The 13,089-nt window shown below is 70.3% G+C and carries 7 protein-coding genes; 4 read left to right on the top strand and 3 right to left on the bottom strand.

Annotated features, from left to right (window positions below):
• Positions 1 to 104: 104 nt before the first annotated feature.
• From BDK92_RS36385 to BDK92_RS36395, 3 genes are all read left to right on the top strand, one after another.
• Entirely contained in the window at positions 105 to 4,115 is a 4,011-nt protein-coding gene (locus BDK92_RS36385) for a Pls/PosA family non-ribosomal peptide synthetase (RefSeq protein ID WP_121162869.1), read from the top strand.
• Positions 4,112 to 5,443, top strand: a complete 1,332-nt coding sequence (locus BDK92_RS36390; protein WP_121162870.1) for a M1 family metallopeptidase — start codon at positions 4,112 to 4,114, stop codon at positions 5,441 to 5,443. The genes BDK92_RS36385 and BDK92_RS36390 overlap by 4 nt, the downstream gene beginning before the upstream one ends.
• Positions 5,444 to 5,527: 84 nt before the next feature.
• Positions 5,528 to 5,980 (top strand): GNAT family N-acetyltransferase, encoded by a 453-nt coding sequence (locus tag BDK92_RS36395; RefSeq protein ID WP_121160820.1) that lies wholly within the window; start codon positions 5,528 to 5,530, stop codon positions 5,978 to 5,980.
• 94 nt (positions 5,981 to 6,074) lie between these two features.
• Here BDK92_RS36395 and BDK92_RS36400 read toward each other — a convergent pair whose 3' ends face one another.
• Together BDK92_RS36400 and BDK92_RS36405 are read right to left on the bottom strand one after the other, a co-directional pair.
• Complete coding sequence (locus tag BDK92_RS36400) at positions 6,075 to 6,287, bottom strand: Rossmann-fold NAD(P)-binding domain-containing protein (RefSeq protein ID WP_211349493.1); 213 nt, start codon at positions 6,285 to 6,287, stop codon at positions 6,075 to 6,077.
• Positions 6,288 to 6,344: 57 nt separating this feature from the next.
• Positions 6,345 to 7,925: an alkaline phosphatase D family protein gene (locus BDK92_RS36405; protein WP_211349494.1), complete on the bottom strand. Its 1,581-nt coding sequence runs from the start codon at positions 7,923 to 7,925 to the stop codon at positions 6,345 to 6,347.
• Positions 7,926 to 8,212: 287 nt separating this feature from the next.
• Between BDK92_RS36405 and BDK92_RS36410 the strand changes: the two genes are divergently transcribed.
• Entirely contained in the window at positions 8,213 to 12,127 is a 3,915-nt protein-coding gene (locus tag BDK92_RS36410; RefSeq protein ID WP_147457259.1) for a phosphodiester glycosidase family protein, read from the top strand.
• Positions 12,128 to 12,506: 379 nt separating this feature from the next.
• Here BDK92_RS36410 and BDK92_RS36415 read toward each other — a convergent pair whose 3' ends face one another.
• Positions 12,507 to 13,052, bottom strand: a complete 546-nt coding sequence (locus tag BDK92_RS36415) for a TetR/AcrR family transcriptional regulator (protein ID WP_121160824.1) — start codon at positions 13,050 to 13,052, stop codon at positions 12,507 to 12,509.
• Between the last annotated feature and the right edge of the window lie 37 nt (positions 13,053 to 13,089).

Genomic DNA, 13,089 nt, shown 5'->3' on the forward strand with positions numbered 1-13,089 from the left:
GTTGCCATCGTGCGGATCGCCACGTTGACCATGAGCTGGGTAGCCGATGGGCCGGGAACGCCTTCGCCACGCGGGTGCAGTTCAGGTTCGTCGAAAGGTGGAGCATGCGCGGGTACCTGGCAGGCGTCGATGATCGGACCGAGACCCCAAGCGCCCTGATCGGCCCGGTCGAGGCACCCTCCTCCGGCCAGGTCGAGGCGCCTGCCTCCGACCCGGTCGAGGCGCCCCTCCCAGGAGTCGTCGCACCGACCATCGCACCTGACAGGCCGCTCGCGGTGTACCCCGCGCAGACCGCACCGACCACGCGTACGTTGCTCGACATCCTCAGCCAGACCGCACGTCGACATCCGCACGCGCCGGCCGTCGACGACGGGGACACGCTGCTGAGCTACCGGGATCTCGAGGCTCGCGTCGACGAGTTGCGTGAACGGATGGTGCTGGCCGGGATCGGGGTAGGGGACCGGGTCGGCGTACGCGCCCCCTCGGGCACCGTCGGCCTGTACGTCTCGATCCTCGCCGTGCTGGCCGCTGGTGCGGCGTACGTGCCGGTGGACGCGGACGACCCGGACGAACGGGCCGAGCTGGTGTTCACCGAGGCGGACGTGTGCGCCGTCGTCGGCCCGGACGCGACACTCGTCCCGCGCCACGCGCCCGGCGGCGAGGCACGGCGACCCGGTCCCGACGACGACGCGTGGATCATCTTCACCTCCGGATCGACGGGGCGGCCGAAGGGCGTCGCGGTAACCCACCGCGCCGCGGCCGCGTTCGTTGACGCCGAGGCGGGACTCTTCCTGCTCGACGAGCCGATCGGGCCCGGTGACCGGGTACTCGCCGGGCTCTCCGTCGCGTTCGACGCATCCTGTGAGGAGATGTGGCTGGCGTGGCGGCACGGTGCGTGCCTGGTCGCCGCGCCGCGTTCGCTGGTGCGTACGGGGACGGATCTCGGACCCTGGCTGGTCGAGCAGCGGATCACCATTGTGTCCACAGTTCCGACGCTCGCCACCCTGTGGCCGGTCGAGGCTCTCGACAACGTACGGCTGCTCATCTTCGGCGGCGAGGCGTGCCCGCCGGAGCTTGTCGAGCGGCTGGCCGTCGAGGACCGCGAGGTCTGGAACACGTACGGGCCCACGGAAGCCACCGTGGTCGCCTGCGCCGCCCGGCTGACCGGCGAGGGCCCGGTCCGCATCGGGTTGCCGCTCGACGGCTGGGAGCTCGCGGTCGTGGACGCCCGGGGCGAGCTGGTCCCCATGGGCGAGGTCGGCGAACTGGTCATCGGGGGAGTCGGGCTGGCCCGCTACCTGGACGTGGCCAAGGACGCGGAGAAGTTCACCTCGCTACCGGCACTGGACTGGCCGCGCGCGTACCGCAGCGGTGACCTCGTCCGTGCCGAACCCGAGGGGCTGCTGTTCGTCGGCCGGGCCGACGAACAGGTCAAGCTGGGCGGGCGTCGGATAGAACTGGGTGAGGTCGACGCCGCGTTGCAGGCGCTGCCGGGTGTCGCCGGAGCGGCGGCCGCGGTACGCGTGGCGCGGCACGGCAACCAGCTCCTGGTGGGGTACGTCGTGCCGGCGGCGGGGGAGGGCTTCGACAAGGCGACGGCGGTGGAGCGGCTGCGTGCCGTGTTGCCGGCCGCGTTGGTTCCGCTGATCGCCACGGTCGAGGTCCTGCCCACACGGACGTCAGGCAAGGTGGACCGCGCCGCGTTGCCGTGGCCGCTGCCGGAACTGGAGGCGACCGCGACCGTCCACCGGCTGGAAGGTACCGAGGCCTGGTTGGCCGAGTGCTGGGGCGAGATCCTCGGCGTCACGCCGGGCGGCCCGGACGACGACTTCTTCGCCGGTGGCGGCTCCAGTCTGAGCGCCGCGCAGCTGCTCACGTTGCTCCGGGACCGTTACCCCGGTGCGTCGGTGAGTGACGTGTACCAGCATCCGACGCTGCGCGCACTGGCGCGCAGGCTCGACGAGTTCCGGGTCGCCGAGGCGGTCACCCGCACGGTCCGTCCGACGCCGAGACGTGCCGGTCTCGTGCAGACCCTCCTGATGCTGCCGCTCTTCGGCGTGGTCGGGCTGCGCTGGATCGTGGCCCTGGCGACGATCAACGGCGTGCTCGCCCTCTCCGGGTCGTACCCGTGGGCACCAACGGTGTCCTGGTGGTGGATTCTGGTCGGCTGGCTGCTGGTCGTCAGCCCGCCCGGCCGGATCGCGATCGCGGCCGGCGGCGCCCGACTGCTGCTGTCTCGTCTGCGACCAGGCAGCTACCCGCGTGGCGGTGGCGTCCACCTGCGACTCTGGGCCGCCGAGCGGCTCGCGACGGCGAGCGGCGCGACCAACCTCGCCGGCGTGTGGAACACCTACTACGCCCGCGCGCTCGGCGTGAAGATCGCCTCCGCTGTCGACCTGCACTCCATGCCACCGGTGACCGGCATGCTCCGCCTGGGCCAGGGGGCGGCGATTGAGCCGGAGGTCGACCTTTCCGGCTACTGGGTCGACGGTGACCTCGTTCATATTGGCCGGATCCGGATCGATGCCGATGCGAAGGTCGGCGCCCGCAGCACCCTGATGCCTGGCGCGCGGATCGGCAAGCGGGCCGAGGTCGCGCCCGGGTCGTGCGTGCTGGGCTCGGTGCCCGCTGGGCAGCGCTGGGCGGGTGTCCCGGCGACCCGGTCCGGCAAGGCGGCACGCCGTTGGCCGCAGCGCCGCCCCGATCGGGCCGGCCGGTGGACCCTGGCGTACGGGCTGACCTCGCTCGGGCTCGGCTTCCTCCCCATGATCGCGGCGGTACCGGGGCTGCTCACGCTCGGTTGGTTCCTGCGCGGTGCCACCACCCTCCAGAGCGCCCTTGTTCGGGCGCTGATCGGCGTACCGCTCGCCACCGTGCTGGGGATGGCCACGTACGCACTGCTCATCCTGCTCTTCGTACGGGTGCTCAGCATCGGTCTGCGTGCCGGCTACCACCCCGTACACAGCCGGGTCGCGTGGCAGGCGTGGGCGACCGAGCGACTGATGAACCTGGCCCGGGTCGGCCTGTTCCCGCTGTACGCCAGCCTGTTCACCCCGGTCTGGCTGCGTGCGCTGGGTATGCGGGTCGGGCGCCGGGTCGAGGCGTCGACCGTGCTCGCGCTGCCCGCGATGACCACCATCGGTGATGGCGCCTTCCTCGCCGACGACACCATGGTCGCCTCCTACGAGCTGGGTGGGGGTTGGCTGCGTCTCGGCGCCGCCCGTGTCGGCAAGCGGGCGTTTCTCGGCAACTCGGGCATGACCGCGCCCGGCCGTGCCGTGCCCAAGCGAGGGCTGGTCGGCGTGCTGTCCGCCACGCCGAAGGGGGCCAAGGCGGGCAGCTCGTACCTCGGGATGCCGCCGATGAAACTGCCGCGCACGGTGAAGCAGGGTGACCAGAGCCGGACGTTCGAGCCGCCGGCGCGGCTGATGGTGGCGCGTGCCGCCGTCGAACTGTGCCGGGTCATCCCGGTCATGTGTACGGTGGCGCTCGCCGTCGTGACCCTCGCCGCGTTCGAGGCGCTCACTGCCGGCTACGGGTACGTCGTCGCACTCGTCGCCAGCGGCGCGTTGCTGCTCGCCGCCGGCCTCGCCGCCGGTGTTGTCGCCGCCTTGGCGAAGTGGCTGCTGGTGGGTGCTTTCCGGGTACGGGAGCGCCCGCTGTGGAGCGGCTTCGTGTGGCGCAACGAGCTTGCCGACACCTTCGTCGAGGTCCTCGCCGTGCCGTGGCTCGCCGGTGCGGTCGGCGGCACACCGCTGATGAATCTCTGGTTGCGCGCCCTCGGTGCGCGGATCGGGCGCGGGGTGTGGTGCGAGACCTACTGGTTGCCGGAGACGGATCTGATCAGGATCGGTGACGGTGCCTCCGTCAACCGCGGCTGCGTCGTGCAGACCCACCTGTTCCATGATCGGATCATGCGCATGGATCGGGTGACTCTCAGGGAGGGCTCGACGCTCGGCCCGCACGGGATCGTGCTGCCCGGCGCGACGGTGGGGGAGCACGCCACGATCGGGCCGGCGTCGCTCGTCATGGCTGGTGAGACGGTGCCGGGCGGAAGCCGTTGGCTGGGCAACCCGATCACCGCCTGGCCGGCGGGCAGGACCCGCCGGGGATGAACGCGAAGCACTTCCCACCGGGGTCGGTCAGCGGCACCCGAGTGGACCCGTACCTGCCCGACCACGGCAACGTCGGCTACCGGACGACGCACTACGACCTCGACCTGGACTACCGGACCGGCCCCGGCCGGCTTTCCGGGCGGGCGACGATCTCCGCGACGACGGACCGCGTCCTGGCGGAGATCAGCCTGGACCTCGGCAGGTTCCGGGTCGACCGGGTCCTGGTCGACGGCGCGGAGGCCCACTACCGCCATCGTGCCGGAAAGCTGCGGATCCGGCCGGCGATGCCACTGCCCGCTGATACGCCGTTCACGGTCACGGTGCGATACGCCGGGGAACCCCGACCGATCCCCTCCCGTTGGGGTGACCTCGGGTGGGAGCGGATCGACGACGGTGCACTCGTGGCGAGTCAACCGACGGGAGCACCGTCCTGGTTTCCGTGCAATGACCACCCGGGCGACAAGGCCACCTACCGGATCGCGGTGACCACCGGCTCGCGTTACTCCGTCATCGCCAACGGCGCCCTCGTCTCACACGAGGCCGGCGCCAACTCGACCAGGTGGGTGTACGAGCAGAACGCTCCGATGTCCAGCTATCTCGCCACCGTCCAAATCGGACGGTACCGCCTGGTGGGCTTCGATGCCGGTCCGGTCACTCAGCGCGCCGCCGTACCGTCGCGGCTGCTCACCGCCGCCAGGCACGACTTCGGGCGACAGTCGGAGATGATGACGACGTTCGAGCGCCTGTTCGGCCCGTACCCGTTCGGGGAGTACACGGTCGTGGTGGTCGACGAGGACCTGGAGGTGCCGGTCGAGGCGCACGGGTTGTCGGTCTTCGGTGCCAACCATATCGACGGACGGCGCGGGTTCGAGCGGCTCGTCGCCCACGAACTGGCGCACCAGTGGTTCGGTAACAGCCTGACCGTCGCCGACTGGCGTCATATCTGGCTCAACGAGGGGTTCGCGAAGTACGCGGAGTGGCTCTGGTCGGAACTGTCCGGCGGGGCACCGGCCGGCGCGCACGCGGCGCAGTCGTGGGCCGTGGTGGCGGCGATGCCCCAGGACCTGCGGGTAGCCGACCCGGGAGTGCGGCGGATGTTCGACGACCGGGTGTACCAGCGCGGCGCGCTCGCCCTGCACGCCCTGCGCGTGGCCATCGGTGACGAGCCGTTCGTCGCCCTGCTCCGGGAGTGGACGCGGGCGCACCGGCACGCGACGGTGACGACCGGAGAGTTTGTCGCCTTGGCGCAGCGCCACTCGGCGCGGCCGCTCGACGGGTTGTTCGCCGCGTGGCTGTACGAGCGGCCCCTGCCACCGTTGCCGTCCTGACCGGCTGCGGTCGTCGTCACGTCCGAATCAGTGGTCGTGCCCGTTGCTGCGGGGCGGCCACAACGTCAGAGAGGTGTCCGGTCCGTGCAGGTCATCGAGTACGCGGAAAGCGCTCACGCCGTCGGGGTGAGCGCGGTGTTGGGGTCGCTCGGCTGGGAGCAGCGGTATATCGACGGGCAGCTCGGCGCGGTCGCGCGGCTGGCGTTCTCGTCTGACGGGTGCGTCTACGTCGCCACAATGGATGGTCACGTGGTCGGTTACGTGGCGGCGGTGCTGGCACGGTGGAACATGCTGGGCCAGATTCACGGGCTGGCGGTGGATCCCGGCGCTCGTCGAGGCGGCGTCGCCCGGGCGTTGGTCACCGCAGCCGAGGAGCGCCTGCGTTCGTACGGTGCCCGTGGCGTACATGTGGACACCCCGGTCGACAACCTGCTTGGTCGGGGTTTCTACGAGGCGATCGGGTTCACGCAGGACTACATCATGAGCCGTTACTACGCCGATGATCTCGATGGCGTGACGTACGTCCGGTTCTACTGACCGTTTCGTCTCGACCACTGACCTGGCCCATTTATCGAAAGCATGGCGGGTAGCCGGGAGGCGTCATCTCCCGGCTACCTCGATCACCGGACCGTCAGCCGACTGCGGAAGCCGGGTGGTAGAAGGCACTCGGGTCCTCGGCGAGTGATGCCTTCACGTGTGCGCTCCACTTGTCGGCGACGACCTCCGGTTTGCCGGCCTCGATGCCGTCGACGGCGAGCCGGACGATCTCGGCCGGGTCGATCCTGTCGCCGTCGTAGTCGGCCGACGTGTCGGTGTCGGCGGCGCCGAGATGCAGGCCGGTCATCGCTCGGTGTCCATGTCGTGCCGGACGCGGTGTCGGCCGCGCCCGGGTCGCCCCACGTCACACCCGGTGGGCTCCGGGGCGGCCGTTCTCCACGGCGAACGTGGCGAGCGTGCTCTCGACGGCGTCCGGCCGACTCACCGTGTCCACCATCCGCAGTTCGGCGCGGAACTCGTCCCGCCCGACGTGGCACCGGACGTAGCCGCGTCGATCGCCGTCGAAGAAGCGGATGTGCGGGTTGTACCGCATCATCGGGCCGTAGTAAGGGCCGTAGACCTCGCCGTCGCCGTTGCTGGAGATCGACGTACCGACGATCTCCGTGCCGACCACCGGGGAACCGGGAGTGTCGAAATCGCGGTGGATGTCGTTGACGAACGTCGAGTGCCAGTCCCCGGTCACCACCACCGGGTTGGGCACCCGGTGGCGTACCCAGGCGTCGGTGAGCCGGCGCCGGGCCGCCGGAAACCCGTCCCACGCGTCGTGCCACAGCAGGTCGCCTGCGTCCCCGTCGTGGTCGAGACGGCCCATCATCACGTTGCTGCCGAGGATGTTCCACCGGGCCGAGGTGTGGGCAAAGCCGTCGTAGAGCCAACGCTCCTGGTCGGTGCCGAGCATTGTCACCGACGGGTCGTCCTGTCCCGGGCACGCCGGTGCCTCGCCCCAGCCGCACGGCGGCACCGATCGGTACTGCCGACCGTCGAGCAGGTCGAGCTGGGCCAGGCGGCCCCACCGCAGCCGTCGGTAGATGCGCGGGCCCTGGGCGCCGGGCCGGGCCGGCGTACGGACCGGCTGGTGCTCGTACCAGGCTCGGTAGGCCGCCAGCCGCAGTGCGGTGATGTCGCCCTCGTACTGGGAGCGGGTGTTGGCGTAGTCGTTCTGCACCTCGTGGTCGTCCCAGGTCACCATCCACGGAAACGCGAGGTGCGCGGCCTGGAGCTGTGGGTCGCTCTTGACCAGGGCGTACCGCATCCGCCACTGGTCCAGGTCACGCGGTGCGGCCCGGAGCTGTTCCGGTACGGCGGTGCGGCGGAAACCACCGTCGGCGGGGATGCCGTACTCGTACACGTAGTCGCCGAGGTGCACCACCAGATCGAGGTCTTCCCGGACCATGTGCGCGTACGACGGGAAGTAGCCCTCGTCCCAGCGTTGGCACGAGGCGTACGCGAACGACAGCGCCCCGATTCCCGCCGTCGCCGTCGGCGCGGTACGGGTCCGGCCGACCATGGACACGTCGTCGCGGTACCGGAACCGGTAGAACCATTCCCGGTCCGGATCCAGCCCGTCGACCTCGACGTGTACGGAGTGCGACAGCTCGGGCAGCGCCCACGCCGTACCGGTGCGGACCAACCGGCGGAAGCCTTCGTCGCGGGCAACCTCCCATCGCACACCGACCCGACGGGCCGGCATTCCGCCGCCGGGCTCGTACGGTTTCGGCGCCAGCCGGGTCCAGAGCACCACCCCCGTCGGTGCCGGGTCGCCGCTGGCGATCCCGAGTGTGAACGGGTATTCCCCACCGCTCGGGCGAGGAGTGGCGGCGGCCCGGTCGGCCGGCATCTGGGCGAGCGCGGCGGTGCCGGCCACTCCGGCCACCCCGGCCAGGAACCGACGACGATCGACTATGGCGGGTGCTTCGAGATCCACACCAAGACGTCTACCGATACGGGACGACCGGCGGGTGGCCGCAAGGTGAGCACGTTCTTCAATTGGTCCGAACGTACGTCCTCGAGCCGCCGCCGGTGGGGCGGCCGGCCCGGGCCGGCCCGGCGTGGCGGACGGAGTCCGCATACTTCGCCCTTTTAGCTTCATTGGCTGGTCAGGGCTGATTCATCTCTGATTTGATCAAGATCATTAGCGTCGGCTCGATCCCCGGACCGAGCGGGGGCACAGCGCGGCCTCGTCGCCCGCTGTCTTTCGAGTTGAGGATCCACGTGAGATCAAGAATTTTGCACACGAGGCGGGTCACGCCGCTGGTCGGCGTGCTCGCCGCGGCCGTCACGCTGGTGGCGTTTCCGGCCATGGCGAGCGCAAATCCCGGCCAGCCGAACGCACCCGTCACCGGCGGGCTTCAACTTGTCAACACGAATGAGAAGATCGGTCCGGGAATCGGTCTTCAGCACGTGAAGGCGTTGGACCAGAGCGGTTGGTACGACGCGCAGTACCTGACGGTGGACCTGTCGAACAGCGCGGTCAGCACCGACCTGCTGACCTCCGGCCCGGTCGCATCCGGCGGCCCGCTCAGCGTCTCGGCCAACCAGGCCGGCGCCGTGGCCGGCGTCAACGGCGAGTTCTTCGACATCGGCAACAGCAACGCCGCGCTCGGCGGCGAGATTCAGAACGGCCAACTGGTCAAGACGGCGGACATCGGCGGGCGGCAGCACGTCGGAGTCAGCAAGGACGGCATCGCCCAGCTCGTCGACCTGGCGGTCGACTCGAACGCGAACTTCGCCGACGCGGACCACAAGGTCCTGTCGATCAACGCCGCCAACGGCGGCGGAGTACCCGCCGACGGCATGGTCGCCTACACCGCAGCGTGGGGAACCTACAGCCGTAACCGCGGTTTCACCGGCGTCGACGCAAGCCAGATCGCCGAGGTCCTCGTCTCCGGTGACAAGGTGGTCTCCGTCGCTCCGACCGGACCGGCGGGCTCGGGCGCGATCCCGGACGACAGCTTCGTGCTCGTCGGCCGCGACGCCGCGGCGACCGCGCTGCGCGCGCTGCAGCCGGGCGACCCGGTCACGCTGAAGTACTCGCTCTCCAACGACGTCGCCAAGACGATGAAGTTCGCGCTCGGCGAGGGCGGAACGATCGTGTCCGGCGGCAAGGTCGTCGGCGGCCTGGACACCTCGATCGCACCGCGCACCGCCCTCGGCTTCAAGGACGGCGGCCGCACCCTCGTACTCGCCACCTGGGACGGCCCGGGCGGCACCGGCAAGGGCGGCGTCGGCATCGACAAGGAAGCACGCGACCTCGCCGCCCTGGGTGTGGAGACGGCGGTCAACCTCGACGGCGGTGGCTCCACCACGATGGTCGCCCGCGCGCTGGGTGGGACCGACGCGACGGTGCGCAACGTGCCGTCCGACGGCCACGAGCGCAACGACCCGAACGGCGTCGGCGTGTTCGTCACCCCGGGCGACGGCAAGCTCCACCAGCTCCTGATCAACCCGGCCCCGGGCGGGACGTCCACCGACGCGGGCGTGAAGGTCTTCCCGGGGCTGCACCGCGCACTGCTCGCCCAGGGCGTCGACAACCACGAGACGCCCGTCGCGGTGAAGCCGCAGTCGATCCAGTGGGACGCCGATGGTGGGTCGGTGAAGTCCGGCGTGCTGCATGCCTCGTCGCGAGAACACGGAACGGTCAAGGTCACCGCCAGCGTGGGCCGCGAGCGCGCCACGACGAAGGTCGACGTGCTCGGCGAACTCGACAGCGTGGAGCTGTCGGCCGGTCGCCTGTCCATCGCCGACGCGACGCCCGACGGGGCGGCCACGGTGAGCGTCACCGGCCGCGACGACCAGGGCTACACCGCCCCGATCGACCCGACCGACCTCAAGCTGGACTACGACCACAGCGTCGTCAACGTCCAGCCCACCGCCGGCAAACTGCAGATCATCCCGCTGAAGGCCGGCGGCACGATCCTGACCATCTCCGTCGAGGGCGAGTCGGTGCAGCTGCCGATCGCGATCGGCGTGCAGAACGTGTCGGTGTACGACTTCAACGACGACGTGCTCGCCCGGTGGCGCAACAACAGCACCGCGGGGACCACGTTCGCCAAGGACCCTGACGGCCTGCGGATCGACTTCGCCGCGATGCGCAACGTCGGCATCGCCTCGACCTCCACCGCCAACCGGGTAACGGTGCCGGGTCAGCCGCTGCGCGTACGGGTACGGATCAAGTCGAGCATCGCGGTGCCCAGCGGGCTGACCTACCTCGGCTACACCGACGCCAACGGCAAGGGCACGGGCGTCTACGGAACAGCGCTGGTGGCCAGCGACGACTGGCAGTACGCCACGTTCACCCTGCCGGCCAACACCGTGTTCCCGATCGCGATCTCCGGCTTCCAGGGGATCAACACCAGCGTGCCGCAGCAGCAGGCGGGCACGTTCATCCTCAACCGCATCGAGGCCGACATCCCGACCTCGATCGACCTGCCGGCGCAGCTGGACCTGGAGCCCGACCGGCTCGTGTCGACCGACGGCTCGTCGCTGCACGGCGCGGGCACCTGGACCTTCGCGTCGCTGTCGGACGTGCAGTTCACCGCGGACAACCCGAACCTGGCCCAGGTCGCGACGGCCGCCCTGCAGCGGATCCGTCAGACCAAGCCGGACCTGGTGCTCCTCAACGGTGACATCACCGACCGCGGCCTGCCGCAGGATCTCGCGTTGGCCCGACAGGTACTGACCGACGCGGGATGCGACCTGATCCCGGTCGGCCAGGAGCCGGCCGAGAACAGCACGCCGAACCCGAACACCGGGAAGGTGCCCTGCTACTACGTCCCAGGCAACCACGAGTCCTACGGGCTCAACAACACCCAGTCGGACCTGTCCAACTTCAAGGCCGAGTTCGGGCAGCCGTACCGGACGTTCGACCACAAGGGCACCCGGTTCATCCTGCTGGCCAGCTCGCTGGGCACGCTGCGGGGCACCGCCTGGGAGCAGCTGCCGATGATGCAGCAGGCGCTCAACGACGCTAAGCGCGACCCGTCGGTACACAACGTTGTCGTGTCCGCCCACCACCCGGTGGACGATCCGGCCGAGACGAAGTCCAGCCAGCTCGGCGATCGCGACGAGGTGGCGCTCATCGAGAAGCTGCTCACGGACTTCCGCGACGAGAGCGGCAAGGGCGTGACCATGTTCGGCTCGCACGCCCAGATCGCCAACGTCCACCGCGTCGAAGGTGTCCCGTACGTCGTGCTGCCCTCGTCCGGCAAGGACCCGTACGGCACGCCGGACCGGGGTGGCTTCAACGGCTGGGTGAACTGGTCGGTGGACAGCCGCCGCGACGCGAGCCAGCAGTGGCTGCAGGCGGACGTGCGGGCCTTCGCCCAGTCGATCACGCTGGACGCGCCGGAGACGCTCGACCTGAACGAGACGGCGCAGCTCAGCGGCAGCATCGTCCAGCCTCAGGGGGTGTCCACCGGCTCGCGCGTCGTGCCGCTGCGATACCCGATGTCCGTGCACTGGAGCGGATCTTCGAGTCTGGCGATCGGCAGCGGTGCCGAGGCCGTCGCCGATGCCCGCCACGGCGGCAAGGTCGCGATCCTCGACCCGCAGACGCGGACGCTGACGGCACTGCGCCGCGGTTCGGTTACGGTCTCGGTGACAAACGACTCGATGCGGCAGTACACGGACGCCGCCTCGCTGGCGCCGATCAGCACCTCGAAGACCATCCAGGTCGGACCGCCGGCACCGGCGGGGCCGAAGTTCTCCGCCGAGGCCCCGGTGTTCACCGCGCAGCCGGTGGGCACGTCCGGCCAGGTGCAGAGGGTCACTGTCACCAACACCGGCGACCAGGCGTTGCGGATCTCGTCGATCAACGTTGAGAGCAAGATCCTGGAGGCGCGAGACGAGTTGCGCGCCGACCGTGACCGGGACGTGTTCCGGGTCGACCGTGACCAGTGCTCGGGCCGCACAATCGCCCCGGGCGGCACCTGCGTCGTGTCGGTGCGCTTCACGCCGGTGCGGCCGGACGTGACCTCGACGGCGTCGCTGGTCTTCCGGACAAACACCGCCGAGCGCCGCGACACGGTCGCGCTGACCGCAACGAGCACCAAGCTCCACTGGAGCTGGGGTGCTGGAGACGGTCCGGCACAGTACCCGAACCAGACCGGTTTGGTCTGGGCCGAGTAGTCCCAACCGCAGGCCATAAGAAGGTCTGCAAGCCGGCATCGGGGTTGGGGTGGGCGCCAGGCGCCCACCCCAACCCCGATCGGTTTCGTGGGGCTGATCGCGCTGCTATGCAGGTCCGGGTCGAGGGCCTGCAACAGGCGGCGGATCATCGCCTCCGACGGGCGCCGGTCCGGGACGCCCAACGCCAGGGCGCGAATCTCCCGTGGGGGTCTGAGCTGGGGTCTTTGGCCCGGGAAGTGAGCCAGGGCCATTGACCGTACCCCGACGCGGGTGGTCGGCGAGGGTGGTCGGTGGTTGGCTGATAGGGCGGCGGGCGTTTCGATCCGGATCGGCGCCGAAGTGCCCGCGCGGCTGTGCGTCCTCGGCCGCGGGCGAGGAGTCAGGCTTTGCCGAGGCCGTTGAGGAACGTGTCGACGACGATGTCGGCTGCCTGCGGGGGTGCCAGGTCGGGGCACTGATGGGCAGCACTGGCCACCAGTTGGTCGAGGATCGCCCGCACCCATTCCAGGGGTACGTCCGAGCGCAGGAAACCTTCATCGACGGCGCGTTGGAGGAAGTCGTTCAGCCGTTCGCTCTGGCCCTGACGCCGTTGGTGCGCGTCAGGGTCCTGCTGCATCAAGCGGGCCGTGTCGACCGGCCACTCGCGGCTGACGGGGATGATGCCCTCCGCGTAGCGGTGCAGTGCGACCGGCACCGGCGCCTCCGTGAGTCGCGCCTCGTCTAGGACCTGTTCGGCGGAGTCGAGTTTCGCCTGGAACACGGCTGTGAGCAGGGCTTCCCGGCTGGCGAAGCGCCGGTGGACCGTGGTGCGGTCCACCCCCGCCGCGTTGGCGATGGCTGCCACGGACGTGCTCGGATCCTCGGCCAACAGTCGGGCACCTGTGCGCAGGACCGTCGACAGATTGCGGGCGGCATCAGCTCTCATAGTCTCCCTGACCCTATCACTGTGGCGTTTCGGACGC

Source organism: Micromonospora pisi (assembly GCF_003633685.1).
Taxonomy (GTDB): domain Bacteria; phylum Actinomycetota; class Actinomycetes; order Mycobacteriales; family Micromonosporaceae; genus Micromonospora_G; species Micromonospora_G pisi.

Bases quoted from the DNA above. Each gene is read 5' to 3' on its own strand.
- BDK92_RS36385 (WP_121162869.1), top strand. From the start codon at position 105: ATGCGCGGGTACCTGGCAGGCGTCGATGATCGGACCGAGACCCCAAGC.
- BDK92_RS36390 (WP_121162870.1), top strand. From the start codon at position 4,112: ATGAACGCGAAGCACTTCCCACCGGGGTCGGTCAGCGGCACCCGAGTG.
- BDK92_RS36400 (WP_211349493.1), bottom strand. From the start codon at position 6,287: ATGACCGGCCTGCATCTCGGCGCCGCCGACACCGACACGTCGGCCGAC.
- BDK92_RS36415 (WP_121160824.1), bottom strand. From the start codon at position 13,052: ATGAGAGCTGATGCCGCCCGCAATCTGTCGACGGTCCTGCGCACAGGT.